Source organism: Dyella sp., from assembly GCF_036384435.1.
Taxonomy (GTDB): Bacteria; Pseudomonadota; Gammaproteobacteria; order Xanthomonadales; family Rhodanobacteraceae; genus GSA-30.
The window spans coordinates 1-17,413 of sequence record NZ_DASVMI010000082.1; the positions used below are offsets into that span (position 1 = coordinate 1).

General features: G+C 61.9%; 18 protein-coding genes. 10 read left to right on the top strand and 8 right to left on the bottom strand.

Translation table 11 applies throughout. From position 1 onward, the window contains the following. Positions 1–259 precede the first annotated feature (259 nt). The 3 genes from VF436_RS07850 to coaBC all read right to left on the bottom strand — a co-directional run bounded on the left by VF436_RS07850 (position 260) and on the right by coaBC (position 4,485). The gene (locus VF436_RS07850) at positions 260–2,581 is read right to left on the bottom strand and encodes a phosphomannomutase/phosphoglucomutase (RefSeq protein ID WP_330903452.1); all 2,322 of its coding nucleotides are present in this window, start codon (positions 2,579–2,581) and stop codon (positions 260–262) included. A 55-nt stretch (positions 2,582–2,636) separates the two neighbouring features. After that, positions 2,637–3,131: a dUTP diphosphatase gene (gene dut, locus VF436_RS07855; RefSeq protein WP_330903453.1), complete on the bottom strand. Its 495-nt coding sequence runs from the start codon at positions 3,129–3,131 to the stop codon at positions 2,637–2,639. 148 nt (positions 3,132–3,279) lie between these two features. After that, positions 3,280–4,485, bottom strand: coding sequence for a bifunctional phosphopantothenoylcysteine decarboxylase/phosphopantothenate--cysteine ligase CoaBC (coaBC, locus tag VF436_RS07860; protein WP_330903454.1), 1,206 nt, complete (start codon positions 4,483–4,485; stop codon positions 3,280–3,282). 142 nt (positions 4,486–4,627) lie between these two features. On the opposite strand from coaBC, the gene VF436_RS07865 reads away from it, so the two are divergent. Then, positions 4,628–6,283 carry a hypothetical protein gene (locus VF436_RS07865; RefSeq protein ID WP_330903455.1) on the top strand — a complete coding sequence of 552 codons (1,656 nt, stop codon included), beginning with the start codon at positions 4,628–4,630 and terminating at the stop codon, positions 6,281–6,283. A gap of 184 nt (positions 6,284–6,467) precedes the next feature. Next, positions 6,468–7,643, top strand: coding sequence for a M20/M25/M40 family metallo-hydrolase (locus tag VF436_RS07870; RefSeq protein WP_330903456.1), 1,176 nt, complete (start codon positions 6,468–6,470; stop codon positions 7,641–7,643). Between the two features lie 74 nt (positions 7,644–7,717). Here the strand turns inward: VF436_RS07870 and VF436_RS07875 are convergent, their stop codons facing one another. Next, positions 7,718–8,617, bottom strand: coding sequence for an SDR family oxidoreductase (locus VF436_RS07875; RefSeq protein ID WP_330903457.1), 900 nt, complete (start codon positions 8,615–8,617; stop codon positions 7,718–7,720). Positions 8,618–8,644: 27 nt separating this feature from the next. Next, complete coding sequence (locus VF436_RS07880) at positions 8,645–9,388, bottom strand: SDR family oxidoreductase (protein ID WP_330903458.1); 744 nt, start codon at positions 9,386–9,388, stop codon at positions 8,645–8,647. A gap of 119 nt (positions 9,389–9,507) precedes the next feature. Here VF436_RS07880 and VF436_RS07885 point away from each other — a divergent pair, with 119 nt between their 5' ends. After that, a complete protein-coding gene (locus tag VF436_RS07885) occupies positions 9,508–10,401 on the top strand; it encodes a LysR family transcriptional regulator (RefSeq protein WP_330903459.1) in 894 nt (297 codons plus the stop codon). A 133-nt stretch (positions 10,402–10,534) separates the two neighbouring features. Continuing rightward, positions 10,535–11,731: a DUF4919 domain-containing protein gene (locus tag VF436_RS07890; RefSeq protein ID WP_330903460.1), complete on the top strand. Its 1,197-nt coding sequence runs from the start codon at positions 10,535–10,537 to the stop codon at positions 11,729–11,731. 21 nt (positions 11,732–11,752) lie between these two features. On the opposite strand, the gene VF436_RS07895 is transcribed toward VF436_RS07890, so the two are convergent. Both VF436_RS07895 and VF436_RS07900 read right to left on the bottom strand, forming a co-directional pair. Further along, on the bottom strand, positions 11,753–11,899 hold the full coding sequence (locus VF436_RS07895) for a hypothetical protein (protein WP_330903461.1): 147 nt from the start codon (positions 11,897–11,899) through the stop codon (positions 11,753–11,755). A 291-nt stretch (positions 11,900–12,190) separates the two neighbouring features. Beyond that, on the bottom strand, positions 12,191–12,658 hold the full coding sequence (locus VF436_RS07900; protein ID WP_330903462.1) for a MarR family winged helix-turn-helix transcriptional regulator: 468 nt from the start codon (positions 12,656–12,658) through the stop codon (positions 12,191–12,193). Positions 12,659–12,723: 65 nt separating this feature from the next. Here VF436_RS07900 and VF436_RS07905 point away from each other — a divergent pair, with 65 nt between their 5' ends. Together VF436_RS07905 and radC are read left to right on the top strand one after the other, a co-directional pair. Beyond that, positions 12,724–13,029 carry a DUF1330 domain-containing protein gene (locus VF436_RS07905; RefSeq protein ID WP_330903463.1) on the top strand — a complete coding sequence of 102 codons (306 nt, stop codon included), beginning with the start codon at positions 12,724–12,726 and terminating at the stop codon, positions 13,027–13,029. 122 nt (positions 13,030–13,151) lie between these two features. Then, positions 13,152–13,823 (top strand): RadC family protein, encoded by a 672-nt coding sequence (gene radC, locus VF436_RS07910; protein ID WP_330903489.1) that lies wholly within the window; start codon positions 13,152–13,154, stop codon positions 13,821–13,823. Positions 13,824–13,873: 50 nt separating this feature from the next. Here radC and VF436_RS07915 read toward each other — a convergent pair whose 3' ends face one another. Next, entirely contained in the window at positions 13,874–14,248 is a 375-nt protein-coding gene (locus VF436_RS07915; protein WP_330903464.1) for an ArsR/SmtB family transcription factor, read from the bottom strand. A gap of 111 nt (positions 14,249–14,359) precedes the next feature. Here VF436_RS07915 and VF436_RS07920 point away from each other — a divergent pair, with 111 nt between their 5' ends. From VF436_RS07920 to VF436_RS07935, 4 genes are all read left to right on the top strand, one after another. Next, positions 14,360–15,106 carry a glucose 1-dehydrogenase gene (locus VF436_RS07920; protein ID WP_330903465.1) on the top strand — a complete coding sequence of 249 codons (747 nt, stop codon included), beginning with the start codon at positions 14,360–14,362 and terminating at the stop codon, positions 15,104–15,106. Between the two features lie 370 nt (positions 15,107–15,476). Then, positions 15,477–15,887, top strand: coding sequence for a cupin domain-containing protein (locus VF436_RS07925; RefSeq protein ID WP_330903466.1), 411 nt, complete (start codon positions 15,477–15,479; stop codon positions 15,885–15,887). 64 nt (positions 15,888–15,951) lie between these two features. After that, entirely contained in the window at positions 15,952–16,467 is a 516-nt protein-coding gene (locus tag VF436_RS07930) for a molybdopterin-dependent oxidoreductase (protein ID WP_330903467.1), read from the top strand. Between the two features lie 327 nt (positions 16,468–16,794). Then, positions 16,795–17,301 carry a type II toxin-antitoxin system HicB family antitoxin gene (locus VF436_RS07935; RefSeq protein WP_330903468.1) on the top strand — a complete coding sequence of 169 codons (507 nt, stop codon included), beginning with the start codon at positions 16,795–16,797 and terminating at the stop codon, positions 17,299–17,301. Positions 17,302–17,413: the final 112 nt, after the last annotated feature.

Consider the following 17,413-nt stretch of genomic DNA (forward strand, 5'->3'; position numbering starts at 1 on the left):
CCTGTATTTGATACTTAAATGCGCGAGTTTGATTCCGGGGCTATCTAAACGTCGCTTGTTGAAAGTGTCGTTTCGGTGCAGACGGCATCATACGAAGCACAGATCACGGGCGCTTGAAGCTCCCCTGCCCTGGCGGGCAGCGACTTTAGTCGAGCTGCCATCTGCGATGATCGCAGATGGCAGCTCTCTTGCTTCGCGAGTAAGTCCACCTGGGAAACCAAGAATAGTGGCAGGACCCGGCAAGCGATGCAGGCATGATTTAGAACGGCAGCTTCAGATCCTTGTCGACCGCGTGCAACTGCTGGCGGAATACATCCTGGATGCGCTTGAGCGCGGCAGGGTTATCGGCATCAAAACGTAGCACCAGAATCGGCGTCGTGTTGGACGGACGCACAAGACCCCATCCATCGGACCAGTCGGCACGTACGCCATCGATCGTGGTGAGCGTGGCATCACCGAAGGTCGCAATCTGGCGGAACTTCTCGATGAACTTGTAATGCTCACCTTCAGCCATCTCGATCTTCAACTCGGGTGTGGACACACCCTTCGGGCATGTGGCGAAGATCTGCTCGGGCGTACGCTCTTCGAGATCACCGGCAATGATTTCAAGCAACCGCGCACCTGCATAGATGCCGTCGTCGAAACCGTACCAGCGCTCCTTGAAGAAGAAGTGGCCGCTCATTTCACCGGCGAGCTCTGCATTGGTTTCGCGCATTTTCGCCTTGATCAGCGAGTGGCCGGTACGCCACATCAATGGACTGCCACCGGCATCGAGAACCTGTCCGCGTAGATGACCCGTGCACTTGACGTCGTAGATGATCGTCGCACCTGGCTGGCGTGACAGCACATCGCGTGCGAAGAGCATCAGCGTGCGGTCTGGGAAGATGATTTCGCCCTCGCGGGTTACCACGCCAAGACGGTCGCCATCACCGTCAAAGGCCACGCCCAAGTCCGCACCCACCTGCTTGACGGCAAGGATGAGGTCCTCGAGGTTGTGCGGATCCGACGGATCAGGATGATGGTTGGGGAAAGTCCCGTCCACGTCGCAATACAGCGGAATCACCTCGCAGCCGATGCCTTCGAGTACCTGCGGCGCCACTGCGCCGGGAATACCGTTACCACAGTCGACGACCACCTTGAGCCGGCGTTCGGCCTGCACATCGGAGGTGATGCGCTCGATGTAATCAGGCACGACGTCGACATGGCGCAAGCTGCCCTGACCACCACTTTCCAATTGATTGTTGGCGATACGGTGATACAGATCCTGGATGGCCCCCTCAGAGAGCGTCTCGCCGCCGACTACGATCTTGAAACCGTTGTAATCCGGCGGATTGTGGCTGCCAGTCACGGCCACGCCGCTGCCGGTGTTGAAACGGTATGCGGCGAAATAGACCACCGGCGTGGGTACCGCGCCGACATCGATCACGTCGATACCTGCCTCGCGCAGACCATCGGAGAGCGCACCTGTCAGTTCCGGGCCGGACAGACGGCCATCACGACCGACCACAATCTCGCGCAGGCCCTTCTCGCGCATGACAGTGCCAATCGACTGCCCTAGCAAGCGGGCAACATCCTTCGTCAGGCTCTTGCCTACTACACCGCGCACGTCATAGGCGCGAAAGATCGTCGGGTCCACCGACGCCGCAGCCGGGGCCGGCGCGGCCTGGGGCGCGGGACGCACCACGGCGGGCTTGGAGGGTTCGGGTTTGTGTTCGATCACGTCAGGCAAAATCAATTCCTCGGTTTCTTCCATAACGATGGATGTTCTAACGCGGCGACGCCACCAGAGCAGAATCAGGAAGCCACCGGCCCCCACGCCCACGAGCGTCAGAAACGCAGCCAGGACGGTAGACCTTGGCAACACGATGTATGCCTGAGGGACCACCGCCATGACATTGAACGTGCTGCCCGGCACGGGCTTGCCGGAGGCCTCGCGCTCCCCCCCCTTGCTGCCGCGTGCCAGCAGGAAGCGGTCGATGCGGTCATCCTCCTGGCGAAGCTCCAGTCTGCCGTCCGGGACCCGAATGGACTCGAAACGCTGTTGCAATGACGTGAAGGGCAGGACAAACCATGCCCACGCCTGCGGTCTGGCGGCTGTGCCCAGCGGCATGACGAGGCTGGCTTGTCGCACCGAGCCGTCGCCGACAGTCTGCATCTGCGTCTGTCCATCGCTGGTTTGAGCAGCCAGCAGCTGAGCGGCTTTGCTGTAGCCGAACTGGCGGTAATCGGCGTGCACGACTTCGTCGAGCCCGCTCGAATAGACCTCGATCTGGCTGGCTTGGGGCACTGCTTGGTGCAATTGCGCAATCAACTGGTCATGGGGCTGCGTCGGATCAATACTGGCAATGGCCTGCTGCACCTTGCCATGCTCGATGGCGATCTCGCCCTGCAAGCTCTGCACGGCTTCATCCTGGGCGGCATGCAGGCGTTGCCGCGCCCCATCTTCATCGGCGATCAGCCAGGTCTGCCAGCCGCAAAGCAGCCCGAGCAACAGCAGCAGCACGCCCGCCGCGAACGACAGAAGACCTTGCAGGTCCATGCCCGGGGGGCTGGAGCGCGTGCTCTCCTTGGTTTTCGCCATGCTTATCCCCTCATTTGTCCATAGCCAGACGGTCGCCCGCCCTCTGCAGGCGAGCTTAACTCACGCCCGTCGAGCCAAAACCGCCAAGCCCCCGCCGGCTGTTCGATGAAAACGATTCCACGACGGTGAACGTCGGTCGCACGACAGGCACGAACAACAGCTGTGCGATGCGGTCACCTGGCTGGATGGTAATGCTCGCATCCGTGTCCGGGTTGTCGTTGAGGGCTGGATTCCGGTTCCAGACACTGACGAAGCATTCAGCCATGTAGTCGGCGTCGATCACACCCGTGCCATTGCCCATGACCAGGCCACGCTTGTGACCCAGCCCGGACCGGGGCAACACCAGTGCACAGAAATCATGCGTATTCATATGCATGGCCAAGCCGGTGGGCACCAGTACCGCCGGTGCCTGCGGTTTAAGCACCAGCGGCTCGGCCAGGCAGGCGAACAAGTCGATGCCGGCGGCCAGGTCGGTCTGGTAGGTCGGCAATCCCCATTCGTGCAGACGTTCATCGAGTATGCGCAGTTCAATGCTTGGCGCGGTGTTCACAGCAATGCCATTCCTCAAAAATGCGCCGCGTGCGACGCCCGAACAGGCGATTGTACGTAAACCATGCGACACACGGCACCATCGGAGGACGTATCGATCCAGGACGGCGCCGCGCCAAGCAATCACCCTTCGCCGAGGCGAGACAGCCTCACGAGCGATTGACGTACCGCTGCGCCAGCCGCTCAACCAGTTTTCGTGCCAATTCGCGCTTGGACGTACGCGGCAGGGCCTCTTCACCGCCTGGCCAGAACAGGCTCAACGCGTTGTCATCGGCCTCGAAGCCCTGTCCACCGCCCACCTGATTGGCGGCGATCATGTCCAGTCCCTTGCGCTGCAGCTTGTCTCTGGCATAAGCGGCGACATCATGGGTTTCGGCCGCGAAGCCCAGCAGGAACGGCTTGCGCTCACGCCCCGAAAGGTCGGCGAGAATATCGGGATTCTCGCTGAGCTCCAGCGTGAGCCCCTGGCTACCGACCTGCTTCTTGATCTTCTGTCCGGCAACATGGGCCGGACGGTAATCGCCAACGGCCGCCGCACCGATGTAGATGTGCGCATCGGCGCAGGCTTCGAGTACGGCGTCGTGCATCTGCGCGGCACTGCGCACATCCACACGATGGACTACCAACGGTGGCGTCGGCAAGCTGACCGGGCCCGCAATGAGCACGACCTGGGCTCCGGCATAGGCGGCTGCCTCGGCAACCGCGAAACCCATCTTGCCGGAACTGCGGTTGCCGATGAAACGCACCGGATCGATATCCTCGTAAGTCGGCCCGGCCGTCACGACCACTTTCAGGCCGCGCAGGCTTTCACCGACGAACGAAGCCAGCATCGCCTCTCGCAATTCCAGGGCTTCCAGCATGCGACCCGAGCCGATGTCGCCACAGGCCTGATCGCCGGAAGCCGGTCCCAACTGACGCACACCGCGCTGGCGCAGCGTGGCCATGTTGGCCTGCACCGCCGGATGCGCCCACATCTGCTGATTCATGGCGGGAGCCAGGTAGACCGGCGCCGCACTGGCCAGGCAGACCGTGCTGAGTAGGTCGTTCGCAGCGCCTTGGGCCAGGCGGGCGATGGCATCGGCCGACGCCGGCGCGATCAGGATGCGCTCGGCCCATTTGGCCAGTTCAATATGGCCCATGGCCGCTTCGCCATGTTCGTCCCACAGGCTTATGCGTACAGGCTCGCCTGACAAAGCCTGGAACGTGGTGGGCGTGACGAAGTGCGTCGCGCCTTCGGTCATCACTACGCGCACCTCGGCATCCAGGTCACGCAACCGACGCACCAGCTCGCATGCCTTATAGGCGGCAATGCCGCCGGTGACACCTAGCAGGATGCGGCGCTGGGCAAGACTCATAACGGAACACCTCACATTGTTCGTGACGGCTAGCTTACCGGAATCATGCAGCCGCGCCGCTGTGGGACAAACAACACCATCGGCATGCTTTAAGCGCCACCGGACAAACGCTGTGGCCTCATCGATCTCGAAGGAAGCAAGCATGACCATATCGACCCGCCAGACCCTGTCACTTGCGCTCGCGCTTGCGCTGCCATACAGCATGGCGCACGCCGCCGGCCCCGCCTCGCACAAGTCACCGCTAACTGTCGGCGTTTCCACTCCCGCGACGCTAACATCGACGGACGCCGGCCACCTGCGCGCCGATGGCAGCGCGGCCACGTTGTACCAACCGGTGACAGCCCGCCACAACAAAGACGCCGACGCACGCGCGCTGGCCACCAGGTTTCTTGCTGAGCACGCCGAGCGCATGGGCTTGAGCGAACAGGAGCTAGGCCAACTTCAGTGGCATTGGACCAAGCATCTGGACCAGCTCTCGGTACTGCACTTCCGACAGATGGACGGTGATGCAGCGGTATACGGAAGCGATATCGCGATCACTATCGGCAACGACGGCCGTGTCCTGTTCGTGGACAACAGCGCCATTCGCGGCCTGGGGCAGGCAGCGGCGGCCACGCTCGACGCCGAGGAAGCCTCACGTCTGGCCCATCGTCACCTAGGACAGGATGATCCCGACCAAAGCGCGCCCGAACCGATGATCCATCTCGATGCTCAAGGCAAGACACACCGGGCTTGGCGCGTAATCAGCCGAGGCTGGGAAGTGCTAGTCGACGGCAACGATGGCAGCATCCTGCGCGCCGAGGATAAAAAAGCCTACTTCGACGGCACCGGCCATGCGTTCGACCCCGATCCGCTATCGGCTAGCCACAGCAAATACGGGCAGATGGGTTACTCGGACAACAACAACCGGGACTCTACTCAACTCACAGCGGCCCTGAAGCAGGTACTCCTGCGAGATCTGACTTTATCGAGCCAGGGCTATGCCTTGACCGGACCTTTCGCCGCCTGCATCGACCTGGATGCGCCCCATGACGACAGTTGTCCGAGCTCGTCGAACGGCAGTTTTCTCTACACGAGAAGCCATGCTTACTTCGATGCCGTCAATGCGTATCACCACATCGACAAATATATGCGTTACGTCACCCAGACCCTGCGGGTCGATGCGACGCCCGCACGCTATTACGCCGGGGGCGTGCAATTCGATCCGCATGGTAGCAATGGTGACGACAATTCCTATTATTCGTCCGCGACGGCACAGCTTTCCTTCGGCCAGGGAGGCGTCGACGACGCACAGGATGCCGACGTGGTTATCCACGAACTGGGGCACGGCATTCATCACTGGCTGACCGGGGGCGTCTCGCAAGTGCAAGGCCTATCCGAAGGCGTAGGTGACTACCTGGCGGCCGGCTACAGCCGCGACTTGCAACAGTGGCCTGTCGGCGCACCGGAATATCACTGGGTGTTCAACTGGGATGGCCATAACCCCTTCTGGGACGGCCGTGTGACCAACTGGCACATCGGCCATAGCTATCCCGATCATCTTGGTGGCCCCTTGCACACCGCCGGCCAGTACTTTGCGTCGTGCAACTTGCTGGCACGCGATGCCATCGGCGGCGCCGCCATGGACAAGGCCTTCCTCACAGGGCTGGCTATGACGGGCAGGCAATCCAACCAGAAAGATGTCGCCCAGGCCATCCTGATCGCCGCTCGTACACTGGAATACAGCGACGAGCAGGTCAAAGCCATCATGAAGGCCTACAACGAAGATTGCACTTATGGGGTCACGCTGGCGCAGTGACGGCTATCTAAGAGCGCTGGTGTGCCACTTCGATCCATGATCGATCGGTGCATCATCAAAGGGCAAGGCCTGGTATCGGCGATACCAGGCCTTGGTCCATTCATGTCCCGCTCGGCATGCGCCAATGCATACGCCATGTGCGTGGCACCGGCATGGTCACTCATACCGCCTCATTGGAGACCCCATGATCAAGAAGATCCCCTTTGCCATGGCCGCTTGCATGTGCGCCACGCAAGCGGCCACCGCAGCCGATCCCTTGTGGATCAGTCAGCCGGCTACGAACATCGCAACCAGCAGCTTGACGCTCGATGCCGTTCCGGCACTTGTCTCAAAGCGCGCAGCCATTCCCGGCATCCAGGCCATGCTCGTAGCGCCGGAGCACCTGCGCATGCTCGCGCAGAGGAGCACCCACGCGCATGGGCCGGGTTTCATCGTGCATGGGGCGTTCGACGATATCGCCTTAGCAGAATCACCGACATCCTACCCAGGCTATGAAATCGACCAACACAACATAGTGCAGCACTTGAGCGCACAGATTCAGGAGCCTCGTATGGCGCAGGTGATCAACCAGTTAACCCAACTGCGCACCCGCCGTCATGACAGCGACGGCGGTGCACGAGCTCCTGGCATCATTGCTGAGCTGTGGCGCGGCTGGTCAGCGCATCGCACAGATGTCGAAGTCAAACTGGTGTCGCACGTTCGCACACCGCAAAAATCCGTTGAACTGACCATCAAGGGCAGCGAAAGACCTGATGAGTTCATCGTCCTTGGCGGTCATCTTGATAGCGATGCCAAGGGGCCGGTTGCGCCCGGCGCCGATGACAATGCATCAGGTATCGCCAGCCTTTCTGAAGCACTGCACGTGCTTCTGGAAAACGACTTCCGACCTCGGCGAAGTCTGAAATTCATTGCCTATGCCGCGGAGGAATTCGGCTTGGTGGGCTCCGGGGAGATCGCCGCGAACCATCGTGAGAGCAACATCGACGTACTGGGCGTGATGCAGCTAGACATGACCAACTACAAAGGCTCAAACGAAGAGATATGGATTTACGAGGACTTCACCGATAGCCGCCAGAACGACTTCCTACGTCAACTTCTGACCATCTATCAGCCGCAACTACGCGTGGCTGCATCCCGTTGCGGTTACGGTTGTTCCGATCACGAAAGCTGGACGCGATATGGCTATCCGGCCTCGTTTCCTCACGAGGCACGCATGGATCAATCCAACCCATACATCCATTCAGCGCAGGACACGATCGAGCGCAGCGGTAGCGGTACCGTGCACGCAGCTCACTTCGCGCGACTGGCTGTGGCCTACGCCGTTGAATTGGGCAATCACACGACACGCACTGGCCGCTGACGGCCCGTCATGAAGGCCGATGCGCCAGGCGGTGGGCCTGGCGCATCGGCTTCCACGACGGTCAAGCATCGCTGTTACACGGTCAGCCGCGGCCGCAGCAGATCTTCCAGGCCGATCCGGCGCAAGAGTTCGGCTCTCACGCGATCAGCGACCCCGTTGACGATTTCCGAGCCGTCCTGCGACGGATCAATGTGCACTCGGAACGGGCGCTTGCCAAACGGTGCATTCACCACATCGACGATCGCTCGGGCCACTGCCTGCGGATCGGCATCTTCCGGCTCCAGCGCGGCCAGGCCCTTAAGCACCGTGTCGGAAACATCCGCTGTCGGGCCATGCGCATAGAGTTGCGCTCTCGTCGTATCGGCAGGCGCGCCGGCATGAGTAAAGTGATTCGTGCCCTGGGTGAACGCGCCCGGCACGATGATGGACGTCTCGATACCCCAGCGTGCCAGTTCGCCAGCATAGCTGATCGCCAAGGCATCCATACCCGCCTTGGCGGCAAAATACGGCGCCAAGTAAGGCGGCGTGCCGCCGCGCGTGCTGCTGGAAGACACCCATACCACCAGGCCAGCTCCTTGGTCGCGCAGCGTCGGCAGGGCAGCGCGATTGACCCGCTGCGTTCCCAGCACATTGACGTCATAGAGATGCGCGAACTGCTCGGGCGTAAAAGCCTCCGCCGGACCATACGCCATGTGCCCGGCATTGTGGACGATCACATCCAGGCGCCCATGCGCCTGGATGATGGTATCGACGGCTGTTTGCGCCGATGCCTCGGATAGCACGTCCAGTTCGACGCTGCGCAAATCCACCTCGTGTTCACTGGCATACGCAGCCAGCCGACCCACCTGCGGCGCGTTCGCACCCACGACGTCTCGCATGCTGGCGTAAACAGTATGCCCGGCGTGCGCCAAAGCCAGCGCCGTCATCAAGCCGAAGCCACTGGAGGCCCCCGTGATGAGAATGACCTTGTTCATAGACTCTCTCCCGATATCTGCGCGATGTCAGACCATGCCGCCGTTGGCACGCACCACCTGGCCATTGATCCAGCCGCCCTGGGGGCCGGCCAGGAAAGCCACCGTATTTGCGATATCCACTGGCTCGCCCAGACGTTCGAGCGGGTTCATGCTGGCCAGGTGCTTGACCAGGTCGTCAGACTTGCCATCAAGAAACAGTTCGGTCGCGGTTGGACCGGGCGCCACGGCGTTGACGGTGATCTGCCGGCCACGCATCTCGCGCGCCATGATGCGCGTCATCGCCTCGACAGCGCCCTTCGTGGCCGCATACAAACCGTAGGTGGGCAGGTAGGTACCGACGATGCTGGTTGAGAAATTGATGACGCGGCCACCGTCGCGCAGGCGCTTGCCGGCCTCGCGCATCGTATTGAAGCTGCCCTTGAGGTTGATGTCGATCAACCGGACAAACATATCGTCACTGCTATCGGCAATCTTGGCCTGCTGCAGCACGCCGGCATTGTTGACCAGCACATCCACGCCGCCGAAAGCCGTTTCCGCAGCATCGAACATACGCTGCACGGCGGTTACATCGGCTACGTCCGCCTGTGCGGCTAGCGCCCTGCCGCCCGTCCCCTCGATCTTGCGCACCAGGGCCTCGGCAGCCTGCTGGCTACCGGCATAGTTGACGACCACAGTGAAGCCATCCTGCGCCAGACGTTCGGCGACAACGGCTCCAATGCCACGAGACGCGCCGGTTACGATGGCAACTTTGTTGTTCGCTGACTGGTTCATAGTTTGCACTCCTCATCGGGAAGGCGGCCGACCCGCCGGTGAGGCGCACTATGGACTTTTCATTCCTCGGGATAATCTGCTTTAATTTGGCAACATTATTCGCCCATCGGGAACAATTGATGGATCGATTCGAGGCCATGCGGCTATTTGTGCGGATTGTCGAGCGGCGTAGCTTCACCTTGGCGGCCCAGGACATGGAGCTGCCGCGCTCGACGGTGACCGAAGGGGTCAAGCAAATGGAGGCTCGCCTAGGTGTGCGCCTGCTCCAGCGCACCACCCGCCAGGTACGCCCCACCCTCGATGGCGAGGCTTATTACCAGCGCTGCCTGTCGATCCTGGCCGAGATCGAGGAAGCCGAGGCCGCCTTCACGGGAGCGAAACCCGCCGGCCTGCTGCGACTGGACGTCAACAGCGAACTGGCCATGCATTTCATATTGCCCGGTCTACCGGACTTCCTGGAGCGCTATCCGGACATCCGCATCCATATCGGCGAGGGTGACCGCTTTGTCGATCTGGTCCGCGAGGGCGTCGATTGTGTGTTGCGCGTGGGGCAACTGACCGACAGCAGCATGGTCGGCCGCCGGGTAGCACTGCTGGAGGAGACCACGCTGGCCAGCCCTGCCTATCTGGAAAAATACGGCACGCCGCAGACGCCCGATGACTTGGAGGGTCATCGCATGATCGCCTACACATCCTCAGCCACTCGATCGGCGATACCGCTGGAATTCAAGGACGGCGACTCATGGCGCCACGTGACCCTGCCCTCCACCCTGTCGGTCAATGGCACACGCACCTACACCGCGCTAGCCAAGCTGGGTTTCGGGCTGATCCAAGTGCCCCGCTATCGACGCCTGGACGACATCGCCCGTGGGGAACTGGTCGAGGTACTGCGCGATTACCCCCCGGCTCCGTCGCCGGTCTATGCGCTTTACCCGCATAATCGACAACTGTCGCCACGCGTGCGGGTATTCATCGACTGGGTCAGTGCAGAGTTTGCCCGGCTGCAAGGTTGATCGACCCGTCACGGCAGGTTGACGCAAGAACTTGGAACACTTGTCATCTGGCGCGACAATAATCGGTCACAGGCCGCCACCCGGCGTCCAGTCGGGCCGCCGCGGTATCGGGCACGTCAAGGGAAATCCAGTCATGCGTTCGGTTCTAGTGTTTTGCCTGCTTTGCCTGGGCCTGGCCCAGGGTGTTCAAGCCGAATCGGCGCTCTACAACAAACCCATCGGCGATCCGGCGATGGTGAACGCGTTCAAACGTGAGCGCGAAAGACTGGTCACGGCCAAGCGGATCAATCTGCAACAGGTCTCGGACGAACTGCTTGGCGCGATCCATAGCGCCCAGTTGAAGCTGTCGGCGCATAACACCGAAGGCGCCATGGCGGACCTCAAAGCGCTGGAAAGATACGCACCGCTGGATCGATTCCCCAGCGAGGATCTGCAGATCCTGCGCGCCAACATCTACCAGCAGATGGGCGATACCAAGCATGCCGAGGCCTGCAACACCCGCGCATTGTCGATGCACCAGTTGATGCATAGCGGCGAGACCGGCACCGGCGCCACGCCGGACGATCCGGTGCGCATCATCATGAACGCCGACATGATCGAATGGCTGCACGCGCTGCTGGCGACCAATATCAAGGTCGATTCCATGCTCTATCAAGGCGCCCAGTTGCAACGGGCGAGCTACAAGGGCCTGCCGGATAAAACCCGTCTCAGCACCGCCTACTTCAAGCTCGATCCACGCGTGGCCGCAGCCAAGCCTTCGACGATCTTCACGCCGATTCCCGATTCCAAGCTCAGCCCTGACCAGAAACAGTTCGTCGGGGTGGCCGATGAACGACGCAAGCAGTTCCTGGCCGACCGCAGCTTCAAGTATCCGGCGCTGGTCAGTCTCTATCGCGCCGCCGAACTGGAGGCCACACAACTCGATGCGCAGGGCCGTGCGGACCTTGCGCTGGCCGCGCTCAAGAAGATCGAACGCGTGCGCCCGATCGAGAGCATTCCCGTCGTCGATCTGATCGGCTTCTATAGCGGCTTGCTCGGCAAGGTCGGCCAGACCGACAAACAGGCGCAAATGACGTTGTTCTATTTCGGCATTCTGCAAGACATTGCCCGCACGGGCGATGGCGAATCGCCGGCCACCGCCGTCCATGTGATCGCCACCTCAGAGGAATACAGCTGGGTCAATGCGCGCCAGTTGCAGGTGACGCAGCAGAGCAGCTTCGTGCAAGGCCCCAACCATTATGATCGCCTGGACACCATCGACGCCCAAGGCATCGCGCACGCCTACTTCTTCGACACCACCGAATTCGCTGCCCGCGCCCACGAGCGCTGATCGCGACTGCGGCGACGCCGATCAGCCCGGCGTCGCCGTCGAGGCGCTTCCTGCCGGGCGGGTGTCGGGCCTTGCTTCTTCATGCATGGCCGCGCGATAACCGCCGATCATCAGGATCAGCAGCATCGCGACGATGAAAGCGATGACGGCGGCGCGGCGCAGTTTCATGACAGGTGTGATTAGAGGGTGGCGAGTTCAGGCTGCGCCGCCGATTGTGACGGCGGGGTCTAGCGTCGCGGTTTTATCCCGAGCGAGCTCGTCGTCGGGGAGGCGAATTCGCTCGCGTGGCAGGTGTGGCGTAATCGCGACCTGGATGCTTAAATCCTCGTGTCGCCGATGACATCCGGCGTAAGAGCGAATTCATTCGCGATGCAAGACGCCACATGGATCGCGGCTTGGAAGTTTAAAACCGCCAATCTGCGACTGAATCGCAGATGGCTTCGCCACTGAAGTCGCTCCTCAGGTGGCGGGGGAGGCGCTGGCGGTTTGCGCGGCAAGCGCAAGCCGGGATAGCACGCTCCCCACCGAACGCGATACGTCTTCGCCGAGTGCCTCGGCTAATCCGGCTCGTGCGCGCTCCCAGATCGTCATCGCTTCACCCATCAATCGGCGTCCTTCGTCAGTAAGCCCCAGGCGCTTGCCCGCACGTCCACGCCCGCCGTGGTCGTTCACCAGTCCCTTGCGCTGGAGGCCTTTTACGCTTCGACTCAACGTGGTGGCATCCACGCCGGCACGCCCCGCCAACTCGGCAAGCGTTGGCTGCCGGCTGCCGCCAATACCCACCAGCAGGCTGAACTGCTCGGCCGTGATCTGCAAAGGCCGAAAACAGGCGTTGTAATAACGCGTAAGGGCTCGGGCGGTGACCCGGGCCTGAAATGCCGGGCACTCGGCCTCCACGCGGCGATAGAAGTCAGCGGCTTTCATCATGGGCAGTCTCGACAAGTTACGACGCTCACAATACTGTATATGCATTATTAACAGGAGAGCTCGTCATGACGGCCTATGTCCACGTCAACCTGCGCATCAAGGACCCCGCCAGGCAGGCCGCACTGGCCCCACGCTTCCAGGCAGCCTTGCAGGCAGCCGGCGGACGCATCGTCCACTTCGGGCCGGTAGCCCGGAAATTGGAAGGCGACGTCGAGCCGTTACCCTTGGCTGGCATCTTTGAGTTCGCCTCGCTGGCTCAAGCCCTGGCGTTCTACGAATCATCCGAATACGCACCCATCAAGCTGGAGCGCGGTGCCGCGCAGGAGGCGCGCATGTTTGTCGTCGATGGCGCAGCGGGAGGCAACGGATAGAAAGCAAGCGCAAGAAACAAGGAACGATCGTTGCTTGCGTACGCGATGAGTCAGTCATGGCCGACACGAGTCTGACCTCACGTCGCATATCGAATACGCAGGGCACACGCCAAGCTCGGCGGATGAGTATCCGCGACTGGCCCATGCTTGAACGTCCCCGTGAACGGCTGCTGCAACGCGGTCCCAAGGCGCTGTCCGATGCCGAGCTGCTGGCGGTGCTGATCGGCCACGGCGCGCGGGGCAAGGATGCGATTGCATTGGGGCGCGACCTGATCGCGGCGAGCGGCGGCTTGCATCAGTTGCTGACGCACCCGGAGACATTGCGGCAGGTGAGCGGTATCGGTCCGGCCAAGCAGGCGCGATTGTTATCGGCGCTGGAACTGGCGCGGCGCGCACTCGGCGAAGAACTCATCGCACGCCCCACGCTCAACGATCCGCGCGATACCGGGCGCTTCCTCAGTGCGCGCATGCGGCACCTGCCTTACGAAATCTTCGCTTGCATCTATCTGGACAACCGCCATCGCGTGCTCGCCTTCGAGGAGCTGTTTCGCGGCACCATCGACAGTGCCAGCGTGCATCCGCGCGAGGTGGTGCGCGCCTGCCTGGCACACAACGCCAGTGCGGTAATCTTCGCGCATAACCACCCTTCCGGGGTCGCCGAGCCCAGTGCAGCGGATTGGTCGATCACTCGCCAGTTGCGCGATGCGCTGAAGCTGGTGGACATCAAGGTGCTCGATCACCTGGTGATCGGCGCCAGCGATCCGACCTCGATGGCCGAGCGCGGAATGTTGTAAGCGACCGCACCGGCTGGCATGCCAGGGACCGTTGCCTGACCCTACCGGGTTCAGCTCGGCGGCGGGACCGATGCCTTGCTGGCGGCACACAAGCGCTGGGCGAATTGCGCCTGGTGCGCCTTCACAATGGCCTCTAGCAAGCCAGGAAAGCGCCCATTGATCTCTTCGCAGCGCGTGGTGTTCTTCACTTCCACGCCCTGACGCTCGCTGCGGACCAGACCGGCTTCGCGCAGGGCCCGGAAATGCTGCGATAAGGTGGATTTGGGAATCGCCTTGTCGCTCACTTGCAGGAAATTGGAGCAGTTGGCCGCGCATTCGGCCCCGGCCAGCTGGATGTAGATCTGCGCGCGCACGGGATCGGACATCGCATGAAGGATGCCCTCCACGGTGACGTCTTCGATCGATGGGTGGACCAGGGGGCGCATGACGTCATTTTAACCCCCCTTGATTCTTTGTTCCATAGTTCATAAGTTACGAACTATGGGAGCTTAGAACTCCTTCAGCTGCACTCTACCCCTCCAACCAAGGAATTCGTCATGAGCAAGCTCGCAGGTAAAGTCGCCATCGTCACCGGTGCGTCCAAGGGCATCGGCGCGGCCATCGCCAAGTCGCTGGCCGCCGAGGGCGCATCCGTGATTGTCAACTACGCGTCCAGCAAGGCCGGCGGCGATGCCGTGGTCGAGGCCATTACCGCCGCCGGCGGCAAGGCGATTGCCGTGAAGGGCGATGTGTCCAAGGGCGCCGAGGCCCAGGGGCTTGTGGATGCCGCGATCAAGACATACGGTCGCCTGGACATCCTGGTGAACAATTCCGGCGTGTATGAGTTCGCGCCGCTGGAAGCCATCACCGAGGAGCATTACCACCGCCAGTTCAACGTTAACGTGCTGGGCTTGCTGCTGACCACCCAGGCTGCCGCCAAGCACATGACCGAGGGCGGCAGCGTGATCAACGTCGGTTCGCTGGTCACCCGTCTGTTCCCGGCTGGCGGCTCCGTCTATACCGCCACCAAGGGTGCGGTCGATGCGATCACCGGCGTGCTCGCGCAGGAACTGGGCGCACGCAAGATCCGCGTCAACTCGCTCAACCCCGGCATGGTGGAAACCGAAGGCGCGCGCGCCGCCGGCTTCATCGGTTCGGACTTCAACGACATGGCCGTATCGCAAACCCCGCTGGGCCGCATCGGTCAGCCGGACGATATCGCTTCGATCGCTACGTTCCTGGCCTCGGATGATTCGTACTGGCTGAGCGGCGAGAAGTTCTATGCCGGCGGCGGCATGCGCTGAGGCGGAAGAGGAGCGAGGGATGAGTCGCGAGGGCGCAAGCCCGGGCGACTGCGGCAGGCCACGGTGCCGCGAGATGCTCTCTTTGCCAGGGAGATATCGGTCACCCGCACCGCAGCGCCCTCGCTCCTCCCTGAAGGGGCGAGGAGCGACTGCGGTAGGCCACCATGCCGCGAGATGCTCTCTTTGCCAGGGGGATTCGGTCACCCACACCGCAGCGCTCCCGCTACTGCCCGCTCGCTCTACTCACTCCTAGTCACTCAGTCCTGGCTTCAAGCTCCTAACTCATGGGCTCCTCGCTCCTCGACCATTGGCTAACAGGCATGGCCGCACGCCGGATATACGATGCGCCACATCCTTCCGGAGAGACGCCATGAACCGTCGCGCGATGGCCTGCACGTTTTCCCTCCTGCTGCTCGCTGCCGCATCGGTGGCGCTGGCCGACACCACGGCGCCGCCGCAAGCCAGGCGCACCGTGCTGGACAGGCATGACCAGACCGGCGTGGATGGCAAGGAAATCATCCTGGGCACCGCCGAATTGCCCGCTGGCGCAGTGATCGGCTGGCACAGCCACCATGGCGACGAATCCGGTTACGTGCTCAAGGGCAACCTGATCCTCAAGACACAGGGCAAGCCCGACCAGGTACTCAAGGCCGGCGATCATTTCTTCAACGCCAGCGGAGCCGTGCACAGCCTCATGGCCGCCCCTGGCACGGAGGGCGGTACGGCGGTCTCCACATGGATCGTCGACAAGGGCAAGCCGTTGGCCGAGCCAGCAAAGTGACGTCACGGCTGGCGCTATGATCGGCCGGTCCGATGGCACGATGCCACGTCAGGGGAATATGCCGATGTCGATGCGCCTGCCACGTCAGACTTGTCTTGCCGTAATGCTGTGCGTGGCCTTGTCATGGCTGCCGGCTCATGCCGACGCACTTAGCGCATCGGCTTCGATCACTCTCCATGCTGGCGGCAAGACCCGCACGCTGGATCGCAAGGCCCTGGACGCCATGCCCCAGACCCAGGCCACGGCAGCAGCCCATGAAGACAAGCCCAGCCAATGGGGCGGCGTGGCCTTGCAGGATGTGCTGGCGCAATCGGTGCCACATGGCCAATCGCTGCGCGGACGCAATCTTGCCACCTTCGTACGTATCACCGCTTCCGACGGCTATCAGATCGTCTTCAGCGTGGCCGAACTCGACCCGAACTTCGGCAATACGCGCGTCATCCTCGCCGATAGCAAGGACGGTCAGCCGCTGGACAAAGACGGCCCCTATCGCCTGATCGTCCCCGGCGACAAGCGCCCCGCCCGCTGGATTCGCAACATCACGCAGATCGACGTGGTGGATGGGACGGCGGGAAAGTGAATCTGGATGGGAAATCGCCCTTGGGCAGTTAATGCCTCCAGACGCCGCAAACGTAACTTTGCCTGGATGACTCAAGAGCCCGGCACATAACCTCGCTTCTTCATGGATCACCGTCAATCCGTGACCAGCATCCACTAGCCCGCCCGCAAGGCGGGTTTTTTCGTCGGTACCTTGATTCACGCACTCGCGTGTACGATACACATCACACTCGCAGGAAGCTCATGAGCAGCAAGGAACCGATAAGGCTGCCAGTGGCGGCGGCCTTTCATTTAGTCAGCTCAAACGGAAGCCACCACAAGTAACGCAACGCAGTCCACGTCACGGTCATTGTCCCCGTCCGAAAAAAGATCTCCCGCCGGGGACAGTGCGCGCGATCAAGAAGCAAGCTGGCCTGTAAGGGCCGGCACGAACCGCAAGACAAGGACTTTCACGACGACGCGTTATCCCATTGCTATCGAAACCGGCGACGAGAGTCAGGCCTATGGCGTTGTTGTCCCCGACGTTCCGGGGGCGTTTAGCGTGGGCGATGAAATCGACGAGGCTATTGCCAACGCGGAAACGGCCATTCTGATGATCCTGGAGGACTATATCGAGCGTGGCGAAGCCCTGCCGAAGCCGTCCCCCATCCAAGCCCTGAGCGGCAGGCGCGAGTTCAAAGGCTGGGCGTGGGCCTTCGCTAACGTAGACCTTGCCAAGCTGAATGGCAAGGCCGTTCGCATCAACATCACCCTTCCCGAACGACTGTCGATGTCGATTGATAGTTTTGCCCATGAGCACGGCGAATCCCGCCGCGGATTCCTGGCCCGTGCGGCCACGCAAGTGATGGCGGCCTGAGCCGGAAGGCCCCGGAGAACCCGCGAAGCGTCGGCTACAGCGATCAATATTTGAACACGGGCCCGTGATTGCAGGTGACCGCAAACCTGCAAGACCTCGAGACCAGCTCGCA